Below are 18,617 nucleotides of genomic sequence, written 5' to 3' on the forward strand. Positions count from 1 at the left end.
GAGCGAATGTCCAAGCACCCGCTGCCTCAAGCGACTTGACAAGACACAGAGGCACCCCGAGATGGTCAGCGGTCGGGCCCGTTACGCTCCCGACTCCGTCCTCATCCGGGTCGGCCAGCTGCCCGCAACGGGCATCCGGTGCCGACGCGCTCGGTAAGTTCGGCGCGCAGGGTGGCGAGTTCGGCCATGCGTGCGTCGACGAGCTGGATCTTTTCCTCGAACAGCGCGGACAGCGCTTCCGCGACGTCCGGCGCCCCATGCAGTTCCTCGCCGGTCCGCGCGATCTCCGCCAGCGAGAATCCGAGTGTCTGTGCCGTGCGGACATAGTGCAGCCAGGCCACTGCCTCGGGTGGGAAGTCGCGATAGCCGTTGGTCAGGCGCCGACCTGCGATGAGGCCGATCTTCTCGTAGAACCGAATCGTGTCCCTGGTCATCCCCGTCTGCGCGGCCAGCTCTCCGATGCGCATACCCCAGCGCCACCCCCTTCGGATGATGAACTTGACCTTGGACCGTACTCCACTGTTTAGCGTGAGGCGTCACTGACACCAAACCAGCCGGAGCCTCATCATGATCCGTCTCTCCGCCCCCGCACGTCCCGCCTATCTTCATCTCGTACGCGCGAGCGCCTGGTACGACCTCGCGGTCACCGCGGGGTTCGTGACACCGTGGACGTACGCGCTGGTGCACAACGTGCTGTCCTCATTGGGCGACGCACTCGGGTGGGGCGTCCTGCCCGAACTCGATCCGTGGCAGACGCTGTACGCGAATCTGATGGGTTCGGTCGTGGTCGTCTGGGCCACCCTGCGCATCGTCCGGCCGCTGCCGGTGCATGGACTGTTCGACGGCATCGCGCGCATCCTGTTCTCAGCGTGGATGGCGTACGCACTGGCCCAGGGTGCCTCGCGGATACTGTGGCTGTTCTTCACCGTCGAGGTCGCGTGGGGCATTGTCCAGCTTGTGCCGTGGCGGCGGAATCGACACAGCAACGCCAGCTTTGAGCACCAGGCCGGCCAACTGGAACGCTCAGCGGCCAACTGAAGCGCTCAGCCACACAAGTACTGATTCCCAATGTGGTTGTCAATCCTGACTCGTGACTGACTGTGGTCACTTCACCCAAGGCTGGCAGCACGGGGTGGCGGACTGCTTTCGAAGAGACGACCGTCGCGCAGAAGTGCCCATAGGACATTCAGGCGGCGGCGTGCGAGGGCGATGACGGCCTGTTTGTGGGTCTTCTTCTCTGCCCTCTTGCGTTCGTAGAACGCCTTGGAGACCTGGCAGTGCTGGGCAGCGACCTGGGCAGACATGTAGAAGACCCGCATGAGACGACGACAGTAGCGACGGGGCCGACGCATGTTGCCGCTGATGCGTCCGGAGTCCTTGGGCACGGGGGCCAGGCCGGCGACGCCGGCGAGTCGATCGGGGCTGCCGAATACGCTCATGTCCCCGCCGGTGTGCGCGATGAACTCGGCACCGAGGACGGGGCCGAGACCGGGCATGCTCAGGATGACCTCGGCGTGCGGATGGTCGTGAAATCGGCCCTCGATCAGGGCGTCGGTCTGGGCGATCTCATCATCGAGGGCCGTCACCTCTCTCGCGAGCTTGGCCACCACGGCCGCGGCCAGCCTCTCCCCGGCGACGGCGGTGTGCTGAGCCTCGGCGGCCTGGACGGTGGTGGCCGCGACGAGCCGGGAGTTACGGACCTTGCGTTCTTCAGCCACGCCGCGAGGCGGCTCTTGCCGATTCTGCGAAGGGCGGCCGGGGTCTGGTAGCCGGTCAGCAGCCCGAGGGACGCCTTGGAGGTCTTGTACTCGAAGGCCCGCTCCAGGGCGGGGAAGTACTCCAGCATCTGGGCCCGCATCCGGTTGATTGCCCTGGTGCGGTCTGCGGCCAGGTCGAGGCGTCGGGCGGTGAGGATGCGCAGGTCGACAGCAATGTCGTCGCCACGGTGCATCGGTTGGAGGTCGCGGCGCATGCGGGCCTGGTCGGCGATGACAAAGGCGTCCTTCGCGTCGGTCTTCCCGTCGCCCCGGTAGGAGCCGGAGACGTGGTGGACGGTGCGGCCGGGGATTTAGAGGACCTGCTGCCCGTTGTCGGTCAGCAGCGCGATCATCAGTGCCGCGCCACCGGCGTTGAGATCGATCGCCCAGGTCACCGGCTCGCCATCGCTCAGAGCGAGGACATCGTCTATCAGTTTCAGCAGTGTGGTCTCGTCGTTGGCCACTCGCCGCGACAACTTCCGCTGACCGTCGGTGTCGATCACCACGCAGTGATGCTCGGCTTTGCCCGCGTCCATACCGGCCCACAGTTCGGGCACGGCCACCTCCCGAGTCGTTCCTGCACTTGTCCCAGCAGACGACCTCGCCAGCGTGTCCTTACCAAGCGATCTTGTCGCGCGTATCCCAATCAGTGGCCGAGTCGTCGCGGGGCACCGGGCGGCCAATCAGTAGAAGCCACTCCTACGGCATGAGCTTGACAGCCACACCCAGTGCCCCTGGGCCTCCCGATCCTACGAGTGACCGGAATCAACCCACCAACAACGTAAGGAGCTTGAAAGCGTGATGTCGTTGCAAGGAGGCGGCCCGGTCGGTCCGGGGTCGCCTCCCTGCGTGTTGCGCTGCGGCCGGTCGTTGTCGGCTTGGCCTAGGCGTCGAGGGACTTTGCGGCCTCACGGATCACATCGAGGACGAAGTCAGGATGCGAGAGCATGGGAACGTGGCTGCTGTCCACGGGACGGATATTGGCGGCCATGCGCTCGGCGGCGGACCGCTCCAGGTCGGGGTGCACGGTGTGGTCGTTGTTGGCGACGATGTACCAGCTTGGCTTCGTTCGCCAGGCGGTGCCGGGAACCTGCTGGTTGAACAGGTCCGCCACTGGCACGGCACCCGTCGCCAGGACGAGCTTCTGCTCCGCTTCCGGGAGGTCGCCGCAGAAGTGCGGGACGCCCGAGGGCTTGAGCCACACGCGGCCGTCAGCGACGTCCACGTGCTCGAAGATGGGCGTGCGGGGGAATTTGTCCTGGTGTTCCTGCGACGTCTCGTCCTCGTCTGGGGCGAGCGCGGCGATGTACACCAGAGCGCCGACGCGGTCGTGGGTGCCCGCTTTGGTGATCAGGGTCCCACCGTAGGAGTGGCCGACTAGCACGATCGGGCCGGGGACGTGGTTGAGCGTGAAGTTGACGCACGCGACGTCGCTTTCGAGCGAGTCGAGGCCGTGCTGTGAGGCGAAAACCTCGTGCCCCTCAGCCTGGAGCGTGGGGATGAGCTTGTTGAAGCACGACCCATCCGCCCAGAGTCCGTGGGCGAAGACGATGCTGGGCTTACTCGCCATGGAATTTCCTCCTGCGAAGAGATCAAATATGCCTCATTGCAACAAGTTGCCCGTTCAGTGCCTATTTTTGCGGATAGCCAGGCGTGTCGCCCCATCCCAATCGTTGGGCCTACGAGGTTGAACGTGTTGTCGTGGTGGTCATGTGTTGATGATCACGCCCGTTTCGGCGAGGCAGCCGTCTATGAGGTCGCCGCGGTACTGGATGTGGCGCAGGCCGCGTCGGATACGCTGGATGAGGTGTTCTGGCGTGCTGAAAGCGACGCCTTCACCGACCCGCGCTCGGCCGGCGACGAACTCGACCTGGCCGAACAACTCCTGGTCAGCCTCGACCTGCGCGCCACCACGATCAACGCAGCCATCGCCGCCCTCGTCCGCGACGCCGGCCACCCCGGCATCGACGACCGCGCCCGAACACTGCGCACCGAACTCGACCTCGCCGGCCTCACCTCCACCACACCCACCTCGACATCGCCCACGCCTTCCACCAAGCCGTCCTCAACGACCAGGACGCACTCGCCACCACCATCGAACGACTCCAGGAACAGACCCGCGGCGGCGCCTACGCCTACTACGTCGACATCGCGCACTTCATAGCCGACCTCCCCCAGCCCCCCGACCACACCCCGCCCCGCTGGCTCGACACCGAGCACGCCACACGCTCCCAGTGGCAGGACCTCGTCCTCAGGCGGCAGAACCTGCTGAGCGCCGCGCAGTAGCCAGCGCGCGGAGGTCACCTTCACCGGTGCGTTCGAACACGTGGCGAGCACGGTCACCGGCGACACGCAGCATGGGACGCGGCGGCAAGCGGTCCGCCGGCTCCAGGTGGGCGGCTCCACCCTTCTCGGATGGGTTGACAGGTTGCACCCAGTCGACCCACGCTCGGCGGCATCTAACCAACGGCACCTCATGAGGCTCCTTGCCGTGGGCCTCGGCGATCAACGATGGGGATCGGGACGCCACTTGACGATGCGACAGGATGCAGCTCGTGAAGTGGATACCGCCCGTTGAGGCCAAGCTCAACCTATGGCAGATCGCTGCCATCTTCGTAGCCTGCATCAGCCTCTACAACATCCTTCGCGGGTGGTGGCGCAGCACCCTCGGCCGGCGGGGATTCTTCGTCAGGAACTGCCGGAAACTGGCCCCTCACGTCCGACACGAGTACGTCAAGGGTCTCTTCGGGGAGCCCGCCTGGCAGCACAAGCAAAACGTTGAGCAGTACAGCTCCGAGCAGGAAGTCCCGGGGAGCACCGAGACGCTGGAGATGACCGTTCGTACCTGGCCTCTGGGCCGGATGGGCTTCCTGGTCACCTGGTGCACCGCGAACGACGAGGTCGAGATGTACAGCATCACGACCCGCAGCAGGATCTTCCGGCCGGCCATCAGGGTCGGCGGCCGCTACCTCGTGCGGCTCGGGAAGTCTCGCCTGTCGGCCCTCCCCTACCCGGATGTCATCGAGGACCCCATCCAATGGAGGATCGGCAGTCGGCGCTTCTCCTACGCGGAGACCCACTACTTCGGCAACCCCGGCGCATACCACACCTGGGCGATGGGCGTCTCAGACTCCGGACACCCAGCTGCCCCTCCTGTCGAACTGGGCTCGAGCCCGGAGTACTGCAACGACCCCGTGGAGATCCCCCGCTACCGGGCCAGGGCCCGGATCAACTCCGTCCTCGTCGCGGGCGGCAGCGCCATCCGCCTCAACTCCCTGCTGCCTGACGGAGTCGGGCCGGACCACGACCGCGTCCGGCTCGCCGACCCCGAGTACGGCCTGCGCGCTCTTTGCACGAGGCTCCGCTGGCAGACCTGGCAGGCAGCTAGCCACATGCGCGAGCTCGTTCGCCGCGGGGAGCAATGAGTACCCCGATTGCTCCGCGTGCGTAGGTCTCTCACTGCGCATTGCCCCAAGTGCGCACCTCGGTGGCGGGCGACATTGAACCTGTCTGCGCTCTCCGCGCCCAGCCGGGCGTGCTGGCCCCCAGGGAGGTTCGATGCGCCTTCTGTTCGCCCTCCTCTTCGCCGTGCTGATTGTTTCTGCGGTGACCTGCACGAGAGATAGGAGGGCGGGCGCTCTTGACGGCTGTCGAGGAGCTGCCGTTAAACCAGTGGCGTCCCTGTCGACGAGCCTCATAGCTTGTGCGTTCGTGACTGATGATCCGAGGATGCGCCCGAACCGACACGACCTCGGCGGAGTGTTCAACGAGGTGCCGGAGCTCTACGACCGGGTCCGGCCGGGATACCCCGACGAGTTGTTCGCGGACCTTGGCTCCATCACGGGCATGGACGAACGGTCGTCGGTGCTGGAGGTGGGCTGCGGTACCGGTCAGGCGACGCGTTCGCTGGCAGCGCTCGGATGCTCAGTGACCGCCATCGAGCCGGGCGCAGACATGGCCGCACTTGCTCGCCAGCGGATCACCTCCTTTCGCAACGTCGAAGTCGAGACGTCGATGTTTGAGGAGTGGGACGACCGCGGTCGACGCTTCGATGTTCTCGTGGCTGCGTCGTCGTGGCACTGGGTCGACCCGTCGATTGGCTGGCAGCGAGCGCACGACGTGCTCTACCCCGCAGGCTGGATGGCACTGCTCGGCAACGTCGTTGTCCGCCGACCGGGAGAGTCGGAGGTGTACGCCGAGACCGCCGATCTCCACGAGCGGTTCTGCCCCGGGAACCCCGGCTGGGGTCATCCGCCCCTGGAGGACGACGTGCGCACCACCGACGAGGGCTGGGGACTGGTCGACGATCCCGGCGGATTGTTCGGCTCAACGATCGTGCGCTGGTACCCGACCGTTCAGTGGTTCAACGGGGACGGCTTTGCCGATCACCTTCGCTCGTTGTCGCTGTACCGAAGGCTCGACCGCGACGTCCGTGAGCCCCTGCTCGACGCGATCGCCGAGCGCATCCGCACGCGGATGGGCGACCGAGCATCACGCCGTTACCTGAGCGTCCTCCGTGTCGGACAGCGCGCCGAGTGAGCCCAGTGGTGAAGAACCTGCCGATTCAGCGGCAACGGACCCACCGCACTTTCATGCCTGCCTGCCGAAGACGCCGTGGGTTCCCGGTGAAAGCACCTCAGTCACGCTGAACCCACGGCAAACGTGCCGGTCAGAACCGTGCCACCAGCTGCACATGCGGCCCGCCAAGACAGAGAGAGTTCTGGCATAGCTCAAAACACCACGGCCGAGAGAGGAACCGACGCACCTGTGCAACGCCTACGTCAGGGGAGGCACCTCAAGCTCTTCCATGGCGAGCGCCCGGCGGGCACGCCCGGAGGCCCGCTCCGCCCTACGCTGCATCCGGCGGACGGCGGCCAGGCGCACGGCCACGTCCGGCTCGGTACCCATGATCGCAGGCTAAGGCGGTCAGGTACTGTTTGCCGCTTTTGCTAGGTCCGTTGCACCATGCCGGTTCGAGCTACTCGGGCCTGCCAAGACCGTCAGGCTTCGACGTACGCGACCAGAACGAGGGTGCCCAAGGCGGTCGGGATGTAGATGACGCGTACTCCTGCGCGCTGGTACTCGCGGACGGAGCCGTGCTTGGTCGCGGTGCCGACGGTGGGGTCGGAGGCGATCACGTCCAGGACGGCGTCCAAGCGGTCCAGGTCGGCCCGCGGCATGGTCTGGATCTGCTCACGGGCGACGTCGTAGAAGACGACGCGGGCCCGGCGGGGGGAATGCTTGCCCACTAAGCGGCGCTGCTGGCGTCGCGGGCGGGGAGGCCAGCCTGGAGGCGGAGGTCTTCCCAGTCGGCGCACTGCTCGAGGTCGACGCCTTCCGCGGCGAGGCGCTCAAGGACGTAAGCGACGCCAGGGTCAGTGATGGCGTGTTCGCGGGCATCAGCGCGCAGGGCACTCTGCTCGTCGGGGTCGAAGACGAGGTGCGCCATGAAGGCCTCCGTAGGAAGGGGTGCACAGTCCACGGTAGCGGGCGCGAGCGGCGGGCGTCTGCGGTTGAGGATGCCCGCCTTCTCCATGGACGGCGTGAGGGAGAGAGCTGTTCCTCGTGCCTGGTGGCGGGATTGGGCGCGCAGAGCGGCGAGCGAGGGCCCGGCGACAGCATCGGCTTCATGATGGGCGCCGCCGGGCACGACCAGCTTGGCACGAGGCACTGACATTGATATTGGTACGTGGGTTCCGGTGGCCGTGACCCTGGCGCTGGGCTCCTCGCCCGATCCGGCTGGACGATGGCCTAGCCGGAGGCAACAACGCACTGAGCGCCCAGCGAACGAAACTACCCGTCTTCAGAGCCTGCGGAGCGGGGCTGGCTCTCGGCTGGTGCGATGCGGCTGCGGACACGGAATCGCTCACCCGTCCCGCAAGGTGCAGGACAGAGGTCCACGGCAACCGGACCGGCGAAGGTGTACCCCTGCTCGGCCGCGTGCCGCCGCACCTGGTTCATCAAGTGCGGCTCGACCGGCAGCGCATGCGTCGTGACCTTGTGATGGATTTCGGGAAGGAGATCGATGACGAAGGCATTCGGCACGACCACCCGCTGACGGGCCACGATCAGCGCATTGTCGTCACACTCACGACGGAGTATCGCAACCACCTCGGCCGGCCGCTGCTTCGGACGAAAGAGCTTGCCCCACAGCGTCTCGGTCCATCGCTCGATGGCAAGCTCGGTGATTCTGAAGGGTTCCATCGTGTGCGCCTGCCCGGCTCCCCCACGCCCACTCTCACCCATGCGAGTGGCCAGGCGATCCACACCCCAGGGTCTCGGCGGGCACTTCGAGGTCCGCGAACGCCTCGACGGCGGGCAGCGCAGGAGTGATCGCCTCGGCAGAGCCAACTCACCCTGCACCGCGGCGGGCCGACGCCCGTAGCCGCCTGAGCGGCTCGGGGCGCACAAACCACACCTCAGCCCGCGGGCGGCGAACCCGATTCGGTTGCGCGGCGATATTCGGCGTTGATGCGCTGGGCCTCTTCGAGCTGGTCCTCAAGGACGATGATGCGACAGGCCGCCTCGACGGGAGTGCCCTGATCGACGAGTTCCCGGGCACGTGCGGCGATGCGCAGCTGGTAACGGGAGTAGCGGCGATGTCCGCCCTCGGAGCGCAGCGGCGTGATGAGGCGGGCTTCGCCGATGGCCCGCAGGAAACCCTGGGTGGTGCCGAGCATCTCGGCGGCCCGGCCCATCGTGTAGGCGGGGTAGTCCTCGTCCTCGAGACGGTCGAACGAGTCGTCTGCTGTCATTTGCACCTCTCTGTGGAACACGCTTGAGGGGCCCTGGTGCCATTTGGCACCAGGGCCCCGAAGGAACATCTACACCATCTGCCGGCCCTGGAACTGCGCCGGCCTTCTGTGTCCGCCGCCCCGACCTGGGAGTTGTCGGGGGTGCGGGGATCGCGGTTGCTTGACCGGAGACCACCTCACTATCGATGTCCTGCGGTACCCGGGCTCAACACTCCGCCCGGGCGATCCTGATGGCGCTCGTTCCTCCGTTCTTCCCTCGGTGATCAACCACTTACAAAACGGGGGACTTCTGCTGCTGGCACTGCCCTACTGCGTACTGCTGGTGATGCGAACTGCTCAGTGACCTGTGACAGCGCCACCTTTTCGGCAGCCAGCCCCGTCGCCCATCGTGCGTCTGCTCTGGCTTAGAACCCCACTGCCGAACCTCCCGGTGCGCGCGCCCGCAGCCGACGCCTTCACCGAGGTACCGCTCACCGACTTCACTGCCGGGTACTGCGAACTGCACTCACGGGAACCGACACTGCTGACCGCGGCCCCGACGGCGGCCCCTGATCACTGCGGGCCACCCGGTCCGGTCGTCAGCCCCGTCGCCGTCCTGCACCAACCCTGGCTTCGGAACTCCACCACCGCACCGTCCTACGCACTGCAACTTCCGTACCACTGCCCGGCAGTTCGTGTCTGCCGGGCCCTGCTGCCTCTCTGGGCTACGAAAGAAACCATAACCACGCCACCATCCAATGTCTACTCTGGCCAACATAGATTTCCGCGTGTTCGACAGTGAGGTAATTGGCGTCGAACACTGACGGCCAGACCCGAGGGCCGTCATCCAGGCTGGGGCCGCCAGCCGCGACACAGGTGACCGGGCGGCCAGGGACCGCCATTGAGAGTCCAGAAGGCTGGGCGACCGGCCGGTGTGCGAGCCGGGGAACTTTGGGCTGCCCGCCCGGCAGCGGCGCCGAACGCGCCACAGACCGCCCCACCACGATCACGGCGACAAGAGCTTTCCGCACATCCGGGCCTGTGACATCCGCTCCGCGCTCGCCGAGCTGCCCGAGCTGCGCCAGCTCGCTGCCCGCGCAGACGAGTTCGGACCCTTGTGGGAGCTGGCCGAGGGGCTGGACGCGCTCGTGCGCGGCTACGCCATGCACCCGTGCGGAGTGATCATCTCGAATGTGTCCCTGCTGGACCGACTGCCGGTGCAGCCCACGCCGGGCGGCGACTATCCAATGCTGCAGGCCCAAAGAGGACGTCGAGGACCTGGGACTGCTCAAGCTCGATGTGCTCGGAGTGCGGATGCAGTCCGCGATGGCGCACGCCGTCCACGAGATCTCCGCCGCACCACCGGCAAGTTCCTCGACCTCGACAACCCCGACCACGTCCCCCTCGACGGCGGGGCCGCCACGTTCGAGATGATGAGTCGGCGCCGGCCGTTGCTGAGGCCCCGGTGGCGGGGTCGGTGGTGCCGCACTGGCGGGTGGGCCTGACGTTGGAGGTGCTCGCGCCGGACTACCAGCGGCTGGTGGGCGTGCTGGAGGCGGAGGCGGGCGGGTCCGGGCTGCGGGCGCGGGAGTTGGCCGGGCGGCTGGGCCTGGAGTCGGTGCCGGCGAAGGTCGAGGGGGTGCGGTCGAAGGTGAAGCGGCTGGTGGAGCGGGGCTGGCTGGCCGAGGAGCGTCCCGGGGTGTTCACGCCGAGGCGGGCTGCCGGGTGACGTTTCGGCTCCCGTGGCGGGCGAGGCGGCGTCCCATGAGCATGGTCATCGACCACAGGACGGCGGCTTCACTGCTTTCGGGCCGGGTCTCGTAGTCCCGGGCAAGGCGCCGCGAGCGCATCAGCCAGCTCAGCGTCCTCTCCACCACCCACCTGCGTGGAAGCACCACGAACCCGCTCACGTCGTCGGTGCGTTTGACGATCTGAAGGGTGAGCTGCCCTGGACGTCCCCTTGACCCACACTTCCTTTCGTACGACCGTCTCCAATGGTGCAACGCGAGGGGAGAAGGCCGGATTCCGGGGTCAGGTGGACGTCGGGGTCCGTCAGACGAGGTGGATCGTGAAGCGCCTCACGACCTTGGGGTCCGTGGCGATCGTGGCGGCGTGGACCGAGCCGCGAGCCTTCTCGTACTTCCCGGTGCCGCCGGTGATCGCGTTGTCGAAGGGACCCTGGTCGACGTAGTTGAAGTACATCCCCTGCACGGTGAGTTGGCCGCCCGGGAGGGTGTAGGTCACGACGCACTGCTCCGCTTCATCGGCGCCGCCCCGGGTGGTGGTGCAGGTGCCGTGGGTCTCGCCGACCTTGTTGTGTGCCTTGTCGAAGAGGTCCGAGCGGACGACGACCTGATCGCCCTGCGAGACGCTGCCGGGGGTGACGGGGAAGCGGGTCAGCTGCTGCACCTCGGCCAGGAGTGTGATGATCCGGGCTTTACCCCTGGCCTGGGCAGAACCGGTGTCCGTCGCGGCGGCCGCGACGGGGGTGCAGGCGAGGAGGGTGACCAGCGTGGCCGTGCCGAGGCAGGCCGCTCCGATGGGGCGCATCATGCGACTCCTGAGGTTGATGTTCGGGAATGACCGGATGGCGAACTTCCATCCGATTCCGTTCGATTCCCTTCATAACCTCGACTCCACCGCCGCACGGAGCACCCCGGCACGAACCACCGGCACATCCAGCCGGTCGGACCAAAGTCAGGCGGCGGAGCTCGGCACGAAGCCGAACGGCAGCTCCAGGCGATGCCGGGCCATGAGCTCCTCGTCGGCGACGATCCCGCCCGTCGGCCCGTCGGCGGCGATGACGCCGAATCCGCCGATCCGAGGCGGGGCGTCAGTCCGCGGAGTCCCTCTCCGGCGTCCCGTCGTCCACGGTGTCCGGATGTGAGACGCGGCTGGCGGACTGGTCGTCGGTGGGGTCCGCCCCTTGCGGGTCGATCGTGGCCGCCCAGCGTTCCGCCCAGCGGGCGAGGGGGTTCAGGGCGTGGCGCGCCTCCTGTCCCAGCGGGGTGAGCTCGTAGCGGCTGTCCGGTAGTTGGTGAATCACCTGGGCATCCAGCATTTCGGTCAGGCGCTGCCGCATCACACTGGAGGACATGTCGTCGCACCGCTTCTGCAAGGGGCGGAATCCAAGCGGACCCGCGCGAAGCTCCCACAGGATGCGCAGACTCCACCGCCGCCCGAACAGATCGAGTGCGGCCATGAGGGGGCGGCCGGTGGTCGAGCCGCGAACAGGATTGCCAGGTCTGGGTGTTGCCATGTTGGGATGTCCAGCTCTCCAGGGTTGATGCTTCGAATTCCGACACGCTAGCATCGGTGACCGATTCGGAAATCGAATCGGAGGCGGCTGTTGTGGCACCTGCTCTGCCGACCTGAGTGAGAGGCGTTCCTGAAGACCCGGGTCGACGGAGGCGAGACCGGCCGGGAGGACCGGTACATGCGCATGGTGCCCCGAGTTCGACGCCGGCGCCGAGTCGCACGGACGGCTCACCCGGAACCTGTTCGTGGCGGGGGACGGGTGACCGGCACGCGGGCGAGTATCAGGATCCACCAGGTCCTGCAAACCGGCCCAGCGGAACTTCAGTGCTGCCTCGTCAGCGGTTGCCGCCACCAAGCCGACGTCCACTCAGAGATGGAGACCAGATGACCACGACCGAGTTTCCCTCGGCGGCAGCACGGGCCGCCGCCGCTGCCGCCCTGGTCGAGGACGCGTCGGGGAAGGACATCAGCACCGTGTGGAGCGTTCCCGAGGACCTGGTGGCCACGGCCGAGATCCGCACCCGGCGAAGCGGCATCGCCGCCGGCCTCCCCGTGGTCGCCGAGGTCTTCGCGCAGGTCGACCCCGAGGTCAAGGTCAAGCCGGCCGTCGCCGACGGCGCCCGACTGGCCGACGGCCAGGTCCTGGTGCACCTGTCCGGTTCGGCGCGCAGCCTGATCACCGGGGAGCGTACGGCGCTGAACTTCCTGCAGCGCATGTGCGGCATCGCGACGCTGACCGACCGCTACGTCCAAGCTGTGGCAGGGACCAGGGCACGCATCCTGGACACGCGCAAGACGGCGCCGGGCCTGCGCTCCCTGGACAAGTACGCGGTCACCGCCGGCGGCGGCCACAACCACCGCCTCGATCTCGCGGCGATGGTCCTACTCAAGGAGAACCACATCGCCGCGGCGGGCGGGGTGACCGCCGCGATCGAGGCGGTCAGGCGCGGGATGGCGCGCACCGGGCAGACCGTGGAGAGCGATGTCGAGGTGCAGACCGTCACCCAGGCCGTCGAGGCCCTCGACGCCGGAGCCCGCTGGATCATGCTCGACAACATGCCGGTGGCCGATATCGAGCAGGTCGTGAAGGTCCGGGCCGGGCGGGCCGACGCTTCCCGGATCCTGCTGGAGGCCTCGGGCACCATCAGCCTGGACACAGTTCTCGCCATCGCCGGGACGGGCGTCGACCTCATCTCGGTCGGGGCGTTGACGCACAGCGCGCCCGCACTGGACCTGACCATGCTGCTGACCACCGGCCCGGTGCCATGTCCGAGGTAGCGGTTGTCGACGCGTGTCAGCGAGACGGCGCGGGTGGCAGCCCGACCGCCGTTCGGGATGATGTGCCGTTCACCGACGAGGAGCGATGCCGCATTCCCACGGAGTTGGGAACATCGCACGCCGTCTTCCTCCGCGCGACCGGAATCGAGCGTCGTCGGCCCGCGTACACACTGCGGTTCTTCACCGCCCAGGACGAACTGCCCGCCTGCGGCCACGGCACCGTCGCCGCCCTCGCCGTGCTCGCCGAACGGGAAGGCGGCGACCACGACTACCGCGCCGTCCTGCGTACGGCCCACCGCAGCTTCGACGGTCGGGCAAGCCGAAACGGTGACGGCCTGACGGCGTCGTTCGACCCGGGCCCGGTCAGCCTGCGTAGCGCCGGTGGACCCGAACTGAGGGCAGTCGCAGGCGGCCTCGGACTGTCGGAGGACGCGGTCGCCGGCGACGCCTGCGTGGCGTCGAACGGGCGGCCGAGGCTTCTGCTGCCCATCCGATCCCGCGCCGCACTGGCCGAACTCACGCCGGATTTAACCCTGTTGCGCGCAGCCTGTGACCGCTACGGTCTGCTGGGCTGCTACGCCTACTCGCTCCCGGACCGACACGGCCGAGCAGGAGCCCGGATGTTCGCCCCGTCGATCGGCGTCCCCGAGGACATCGCCAACGCCAACAGCACGGCCTGCCTGGCGGCGCATGCTGCCGGGTTCGGCACATACCGCCTCGCTGTCGACATGGGTGACCACCTCGGCAGCCCATCCACCATCACAGCGACCGTCCACCGCGACCGCACGGGACACCGGATCCGAGTCGGCGGCCAGGCAGCGATCGTGCGCACGGTCATGCGCTGAGGCCTGCGCGCTCAAGGCGAGGGTGCCAGTGCGCAGCAGGTCCAACTGCTCCTGTGAGAGCCCGGCCAGTTCTGGCGGCATCTGTGGCAGGGGCTCAGGGTTGATGGCCGATCACGTCGTACTGGTGCGACTCGTACCTACTCATCGGCTCCTCTCCGTTCTAGTCCGGCCCGCCGCCCGGCCGGCGAGGCCAGTCATCGACTCGACCGGCTCTGGCTCGTCCTCGCCCGCCGACGCTCACCCGAGACCAATCCGATCGCAGCCCCAGCCGGTTGATCGAAGCCGTCCGACTTCGACGCCGTCTCCGTCGGCTCGCTGACCCACAGCGCGCCGGCCATGGACCTGAGCATGCTTCTGATCATCAATTCCGAACACAGGAGGTACCGTGGCCAAGGGCTATTGGTGCAGCGTCTACCGCACCATCGCAGACCCTGAGAGGCTTGCTGCCTACGACAAGCTGGCCGGTCCAGCCGTCAAGGCCGCGGGCGGGCGGCTGCTCTCCCGCGGCAGCCAGGTCGTCGCACACGACGCCGGAGTCGCCGAGCGCACCATCCTGATCGAGTTCGACAGCTTCGAACAGGCAGTCGCCGCACGCGCGAGTGCGGCCTACCAGGAGGCGCTGGCCGTACTTGCCGACGGCGTCGAGCGCGACTTCCGCATCATCGAAGGCCTCGACTGACGACCGATGCCGCGCCGGCGACGAACACGAAGCCGACTGCGGGGATCACCCCGGCTCGTCAGCGCGCCGCACCGTCGCAAACAGCGTCAGGCCAGTGGCATCGGCGGTGATGTCCGGTCCGCACGCTCGGCGATGCTGGCCGTCAGCGGAACCAGCTTGGGCCACTGATGCCGGGTACTGCACCCGACGACTTCCAGCCCTCCGGGAAGGGGGCCCAAGCAGGCCCCGCCGCAACTCGCGCGACTCCGAACGTCTGCCCCAGCACTCCGAAGCCCACATCAACTGGGCCTTCATCACTCTCATGACCCGCCGCCTCACCCGCAGCGCTACGGCGCAGGAAGCCGCCGGACGTAGCTGATCACAGCGCCGCCCGGCGGACTGCCCAGCAGTGCCTCCTACTTGGTCTTTGTGAGGGTCTGAACGCGGGCGCTATGACGCAGTGATTCCCGGTGTGGCGCGCGAGAAGTCGTGCACCGCCCAGTCGGAGAGGCGGCCGGCTGCCGGTCAGTCAGCGGGCAGGCCGAACCAGCGGAGGAGTACGGGTCGTGCGTCGTCGGGGGCATCCTCGGGGCCGCGGGTATAGCGCGCGAGCAAGGCCAGATAGTCGTCATGGAACGCGTCCAGCTCACTCTTCGTGAGGTGGATGAGGCTGCGTGAACCCCGCATCCAGCCTTCGGACTCCGCCTGTCCCGCGGTGAACTGCCGGGCGAGCCCGACGTCCTCCTCCATCCTCATCCGGTCCAGCTCGGCCGACATGGCGCGCTCGGCCTCCGTCAGCTCACCCAGCGGCGGCCTGCGGATGTCGAGGCCGCGCACCCCGCGCCACCAGCGCTCACGCCCGGTGGAGCGCTCGGGGATGTCCTCGATGAGGCCGCTGCGCTCCAGCATGCGCAGGTGGTAGCTGAGCGTCCCGGTGTTCTCGCCGAGGGCGGCGGCGAGCGTGGTTGAGGTGGCCGGGCCCGCCGCGCCGAGGTGGCGCAGGATGCGCAGGCGCAGGGGGTGCGAGAGGGCCTTGAGCACCTCTGGGCTGTCGACCGTGCGCTGCCCTGCGACTTCCGCTCTGCGCTCTTTCGTCATGGCGGCAGTCTATCCAGAGTGCAGCGATTCCTCTGCAGAACTTCCTCTGCAGAGGAAGTTCTGCAATGCTGGGGCGTATGATGCCGAACCCAGTGACCTTGAAGCGCACAGTCCGCCGCTTCACAAGTACTGCTGCGGGGGCACTACTTGCCGGACTCGCCCTGGGCGCCGCACCCGCACATGGAGCTGAACGGGCCGCGGCCCTGCCCGAGTTCGACTTCTCCGCCTGCCCGACCGTCGACGAGCTGCCCGCGGGTGCAGACCCCGGGACCTGGCGCTGCGAGGTCATGCACGCCACGGGCTATCTGCGCATGGGCGCCTTCGACGAGCCGCTCACCGAACCTATGAAGATCACCTTTGCGGAAGGCCGTGTGGACGGTGAATTCCGCCAGGTCTTCGGGGAGATGACCGCTGCGCCAATCCAGGTGGGAGGCACCCCGTTGACCCTGACTCCGCAGTACGGCGGCTACTCGGACTTCCTGTCCGACGACACCCGGCGCGGCGAGTTCGACATCAAGTTCGCCATAGGCTCGGCGCACGGGCTGCCGGCCCTGCCGTCGTCGGGCTGCTCGGTGGGCAGCGATGAGAACGCGGTCCACCTGGTGCTCAAGGACACCGATCCCACCCGGGTGATATCCAAGGACCCCCTGGTCGTCGCCTTCGGTGCCCAGGACACGGAGTTCGCCGCGCCGGGCACTAGTGGCTGCGGCCCCCTGAGCCACCCGCTCAACCGGGCCCTGCGCCTGCCGTCCGCGGCGGGGGCGAACGCCTTCGACATGGATGTCACGGTGGCCATCCGGCCCTACATGCAGGCCGGTTCGGTTGAGTAATTGTCAACACCTGTGAGTCAGCTGAGGTGGTTCAGGCCGCGTGAGCATCGGAGCGTCCTACGAGGTGGCCGCGCTCGAAGCGGGCGCCCGCCCGGACGAGCGCGACGAGATGGGGTGCGTTCACGGCTCGCCAGCGGGCCTGGGCGGACTCGACGAGCTTGAAGACCATCGCGAGGGCAGCCGAGCGGGAGCCGGCACCCTTCGCGACCTTCGTCCGTAGCCGCACCGTCACGAAGGTCGACTCAATGGAGTTGCTGGTCCGCAGGTGGATCCGGTGCTCGGCGGGGAAGTCGTAGAACGCCAGCAGCGCGGCCTCGTCATCGACGATCTTCTTGAGGGCTTTGGGGAACTTCGCCCCGTACTGCTTGGCAAATGCCTTGACCGCGATGGCCGCATACTTGCGGTCCTCGGCGTTGTAGATAACCGCGAGCGGCCGGAACACCCTCCCGCAGGCCCGCCATGAAGCCCGGGTCGAGGTCACGGCTCCGTCGTGCCTTCCAGGCGGGTATCGCCCACATGAGTACGGCGGGCACTGCCACGACGAGGAGCGGCCACACCACGGACAGCCATGGGGACGGGTCCGAGGGGGAGGAGACCTTGTCGATGCAGGTGCGATAGGCGCTGGTGTCCTCCCAGGGGACGGGGCCACCGATCCGGCCGGGGTCTCCCCCGGCCGGATCGGTCGCATCCGCTGGAGTCGCCGTTAGGTGTGCTGCCGGACGAGCTGTGTCCCGCGGCGAGGGGCAGCAGGCTCATCCAGGCGCTGCTCGCCAGGATCAGAACCACGAGTACGGCGAAGCGCAGTGTGGTCCCGGAGACTAGGACGCGCTCGTCCGGCCGCTGCGGTGCGCGGCGTCCGGCGCTCTCCGGTTCCGGTATCCCGTGCTGAGGCTTTCCGGGCGCCGCCGCGCCCTGGTAACCAGGCTGTGCCAGCGCCCACTTGTGCCCCTCTCTCGGCCCGTGCTGGCACTGCCAGCAGATCCATTAGCGCCGGGGGACGGCTGCTCGCCAGGAGCACTTCCCCGATGCGCGGGGGCGCTCACGCGGCACGGGGCGGAGCGTTCAGCCGGTGCGGCTGTCTTCTCGAACGGCGGTCAACTCCCGGGGCGGGCAAGGCGATCTGTCAGCCAGGCGACGCGACCCGCGGGAAGGCTGCAGCCTAGTCTTCTGAGTCAGGAATTCTGTTCAGATAGCTGGCGAGGCGTTCGAGGATTTCGTCTGCGGTCTTCGTTCAGACGTTGATGGCCGCGCTGGAGGAGTCGGTGCGAGCCGCACGCGCGCACCAGGGCGGCTGAGTGGCTGGCGGGACGGTTCGGCGGTACTGCCGGGAGTGTGTGGTGATCCGTTGCCGGTGCCGTTGGCGGCGGAGGCGTTGTTCTTGAGCGGAGACAGCAGTGACCGGCCGGGGGCCTCTCGCGTGCCAGAGAAGGCTACGGAGGCCGGCCCCCGGCCGGTGGTCTGTGCTCGGCTACCGGTGGGACGACACCGTCGGGTCGGTGTCCCGCTTGCCCGTACCGCCTGCATGCTCGCTCTGCTCCTTGAGCTGGCGGGCCTTGTCCTTCAGACGCTGACGCTCCTGCGGGTCAGTGGCGCGTTCCGCGGCCTGTTCCAGGTCCCGAGCCTGAGCACGCATCTGCTGGGCACGACCGGACTCACCTGCAACGCTCATGATCACTCCTTGGGTGACGAGGAAGAGCGGGCCACCCCAGCGAAACAGGCCCCAACACCCCCTGCATCTCGAGCAATCACCCACTGCTATCTACGCAGATGGGAACGCTCTCGCGGAACGGCTTGCGTGCCGGATCCTGCTCACGTTGTAGGGGCCTTGCTCAGTGGCTCCGGTCCCACGGGATCGGATACGAGACCGTCGGAGTCGGCCGGGGCCGCGGCCTGTCCCAGTCCGGGAATTTCACCGGATACACGGCAGTCGGCCGGGGCCGGGGCACCTTCTTTGTGGAGCCGTCTGCGCTGCCGCTCCCTGTGGTGCCGGCGAAGCCGTCAACCACCAGGGCGATGGCGGCCAGGACACTCATCTCCCGCCGCGCTCCGGCCGCCCATCGCGAGTGCGCCCGAACCTTCGTACCGTCCGCACGGACGTACTCCCTCACGTGCACCACTAGCTGCTCCCCCGTCCAGACCGGTGCGCCCTTCGCGCACGG

19 protein-coding genes and 6 pseudogenes are annotated in these 18,617 nt (G+C 67.8%); 9 read left to right on the forward strand and 16 right to left on the reverse strand.

What is annotated here, in order from left to right; all coding sequences use genetic code 11:
• Positions 1–101 precede the first annotated feature (101 nt).
• On the reverse strand, positions 102–467 hold the full coding sequence (locus CG723_RS31045; protein WP_100596854.1) for a MerR family transcriptional regulator: 366 nt from the start codon (positions 465–467) through the stop codon (positions 102–104).
• A 100-nt stretch (positions 468–567) separates the two neighbouring features.
• Between CG723_RS31045 and CG723_RS31050 the strand changes: the two genes are divergently transcribed.
• Complete coding sequence (locus CG723_RS31050) at positions 568–1,038, forward strand: hypothetical protein (RefSeq protein WP_100596855.1); 471 nt, start codon at positions 568–570, stop codon at positions 1,036–1,038.
• Positions 1,039–1,109: 71 nt separating this feature from the next.
• Here the strand turns inward: CG723_RS31050 and CG723_RS31055 are convergent.
• The 3 genes and pseudogenes from CG723_RS31055 to CG723_RS48000 form a co-directional block, all read right to left on the reverse strand.
• A pseudogene (locus tag CG723_RS31055) lies at positions 1,110–2,320 on the reverse strand (IS110 family transposase).
• A gap of 320 nt (positions 2,321–2,640) precedes the next feature.
• The gene (locus CG723_RS31060; RefSeq protein ID WP_100596856.1) at positions 2,641–3,327 is read right to left on the reverse strand and encodes an alpha/beta hydrolase; all 687 of its coding nucleotides are present in this window, start codon (positions 3,325–3,327) and stop codon (positions 2,641–2,643) included.
• Between the two features lie 138 nt (positions 3,328–3,465).
• Positions 3,466–3,588 (reverse strand): annotated as a pseudogene (locus CG723_RS48000) (transposase); the annotation flags it as partial.
• A 715-nt stretch (positions 3,589–4,303) separates the two neighbouring features.
• Between CG723_RS48000 and CG723_RS31070 the strand changes: the two are divergent.
• Together CG723_RS31070 and CG723_RS31075 are read left to right on the forward strand one after the other, a co-directional pair.
• Positions 4,304–5,182 carry an ETEC_3214 domain-containing protein gene (locus CG723_RS31070; RefSeq protein WP_100596857.1) on the forward strand — a complete coding sequence of 293 codons (879 nt, stop codon included), beginning with the start codon at positions 4,304–4,306 and terminating at the stop codon, positions 5,180–5,182.
• Positions 5,183–5,315: 133 nt separating this feature from the next.
• Positions 5,316–6,296, forward strand: a complete 981-nt coding sequence (locus CG723_RS31075) for a class I SAM-dependent methyltransferase (RefSeq protein WP_234374615.1) — start codon at positions 5,316–5,318, stop codon at positions 6,294–6,296.
• A gap of 237 nt (positions 6,297–6,533) precedes the next feature.
• Here CG723_RS31075 and CG723_RS48735 read toward each other — a convergent pair whose 3' ends face one another.
• The 5 genes from CG723_RS48735 to CG723_RS31095 all read right to left on the reverse strand — a co-directional run bounded on the left by CG723_RS48735 (position 6,534) and on the right by CG723_RS31095 (position 8,512).
• Positions 6,534–6,665: a hypothetical protein gene (locus CG723_RS48735; RefSeq protein WP_267893747.1), complete on the reverse strand. Its 132-nt coding sequence runs from the start codon at positions 6,663–6,665 to the stop codon at positions 6,534–6,536.
• Positions 6,666–6,757: 92 nt separating this feature from the next.
• Positions 6,758–7,006: a hypothetical protein gene (locus tag CG723_RS31080; protein ID WP_100596859.1), complete on the reverse strand. Its 249-nt coding sequence runs from the start codon at positions 7,004–7,006 to the stop codon at positions 6,758–6,760.
• On the reverse strand, positions 7,006–7,434 hold the full coding sequence (locus tag CG723_RS31085; RefSeq protein WP_159032588.1) for a hypothetical protein: 429 nt from the start codon (positions 7,432–7,434) through the stop codon (positions 7,006–7,008). The genes CG723_RS31080 and CG723_RS31085 overlap by 1 nt, the downstream gene beginning before the upstream one ends.
• 116 nt (positions 7,435–7,550) lie before the next feature.
• Positions 7,551–7,961, reverse strand: coding sequence for an FhaA domain-containing protein (locus CG723_RS31090; RefSeq protein WP_159032589.1), 411 nt, complete (start codon positions 7,959–7,961; stop codon positions 7,551–7,553).
• Positions 7,962–8,176: 215 nt separating this feature from the next.
• A complete protein-coding gene (locus CG723_RS31095) occupies positions 8,177–8,512 on the reverse strand; it encodes a MerR family transcriptional regulator (RefSeq protein ID WP_100596862.1) in 336 nt (111 codons plus the stop codon).
• A 971-nt stretch (positions 8,513–9,483) separates the two neighbouring features.
• Between CG723_RS31095 and CG723_RS31100 the strand changes: the two are divergent.
• A pseudogene (locus tag CG723_RS31100) lies at positions 9,484–9,933 on the forward strand (DNA polymerase III subunit alpha); the annotation flags it as partial.
• A 23-nt stretch (positions 9,934–9,956) separates the two neighbouring features.
• On the forward strand, positions 9,957–10,220 hold the full coding sequence (locus CG723_RS31105) for a hypothetical protein (RefSeq protein ID WP_100596863.1): 264 nt from the start codon (positions 9,957–9,959) through the stop codon (positions 10,218–10,220).
• On the opposite strand, the pseudogene CG723_RS31110 reads toward CG723_RS31105, so the two are convergent.
• The 4 genes and pseudogenes from CG723_RS31110 to CG723_RS31125 form a co-directional block, all read right to left on the reverse strand.
• Positions 10,195–10,434, reverse strand: a pseudogene (locus tag CG723_RS31110) (transposase); the annotation flags it as partial. The gene CG723_RS31105 and the pseudogene CG723_RS31110 overlap by 26 nt on opposite strands.
• Positions 10,435–10,543: 109 nt before the next feature.
• Positions 10,544–11,044, reverse strand: coding sequence for an allene oxide cyclase barrel-like domain-containing protein (locus tag CG723_RS31115; RefSeq protein WP_100596864.1), 501 nt, complete (start codon positions 11,042–11,044; stop codon positions 10,544–10,546).
• A gap of 144 nt (positions 11,045–11,188) precedes the next feature.
• Positions 11,189–11,299, reverse strand: a pseudogene (locus CG723_RS48005) (cobalt ABC transporter ATP-binding protein); the annotation flags it as partial.
• A gap of 25 nt (positions 11,300–11,324) precedes the next feature.
• A complete protein-coding gene (locus CG723_RS31125) occupies positions 11,325–11,804 on the reverse strand; it encodes a winged helix-turn-helix transcriptional regulator (protein ID WP_324905601.1) in 480 nt (159 codons plus the stop codon).
• A gap of 329 nt (positions 11,805–12,133) precedes the next feature.
• Here CG723_RS31125 and nadC point away from each other — a divergent pair, with 329 nt between their 5' ends.
• From nadC to CG723_RS31140, 3 genes are all read left to right on the forward strand, one after another.
• The gene (nadC, locus tag CG723_RS31130) at positions 12,134–13,027 is read left to right on the forward strand and encodes a carboxylating nicotinate-nucleotide diphosphorylase (protein ID WP_100596866.1); all 894 of its coding nucleotides are present in this window, start codon (positions 12,134–12,136) and stop codon (positions 13,025–13,027) included.
• Positions 13,015–13,872: a PhzF family phenazine biosynthesis protein gene (locus CG723_RS31135; RefSeq protein ID WP_100596867.1), complete on the forward strand. Its 858-nt coding sequence runs from the start codon at positions 13,015–13,017 to the stop codon at positions 13,870–13,872. Before nadC ends, CG723_RS31135 begins: the two co-directional genes overlap by 13 nt.
• Before the next feature lie 385 nt (positions 13,873–14,257).
• Positions 14,258–14,551, forward strand: coding sequence for a DUF1330 domain-containing protein (locus CG723_RS31140; protein WP_100596868.1), 294 nt, complete (start codon positions 14,258–14,260; stop codon positions 14,549–14,551).
• A 504-nt stretch (positions 14,552–15,055) separates the two neighbouring features.
• On the opposite strand, the gene CG723_RS31145 is transcribed toward CG723_RS31140, so the two are convergent.
• Entirely contained in the window at positions 15,056–15,628 is a 573-nt protein-coding gene (locus tag CG723_RS31145; protein WP_100596869.1) for an ArsR/SmtB family transcription factor, read from the reverse strand.
• A 92-nt stretch (positions 15,629–15,720) separates the two neighbouring features.
• Here CG723_RS31145 and CG723_RS31150 point away from each other — a divergent pair, with 92 nt between their 5' ends.
• The gene (locus tag CG723_RS31150) at positions 15,721–16,458 is read left to right on the forward strand and encodes a hypothetical protein (RefSeq protein WP_234374616.1); all 738 of its coding nucleotides are present in this window, start codon (positions 15,721–15,723) and stop codon (positions 16,456–16,458) included.
• A gap of 31 nt (positions 16,459–16,489) precedes the next feature.
• On the opposite strand, the pseudogene CG723_RS49315 reads toward CG723_RS31150, so the two are convergent.
• Together CG723_RS49315 and CG723_RS31160 are read right to left on the reverse strand one after the other, a co-directional pair.
• Positions 16,490–16,894 (reverse strand): annotated as a pseudogene (locus tag CG723_RS49315) (transposase); the annotation flags it as partial.
• A gap of 1,032 nt (positions 16,895–17,926) precedes the next feature.
• On the reverse strand, positions 17,927–18,127 hold the full coding sequence (locus CG723_RS31160; protein WP_100596871.1) for a DUF6381 family protein: 201 nt from the start codon (positions 18,125–18,127) through the stop codon (positions 17,927–17,929).
• Positions 18,128–18,617: the final 490 nt, after the last annotated feature.

Origin of the sequence: Streptomyces sp. CB01635 (assembly GCF_002803065.1) — a bacterium.
Taxonomy (GTDB): domain Bacteria; phylum Actinomycetota; class Actinomycetes; order Streptomycetales; family Streptomycetaceae; genus Streptomyces.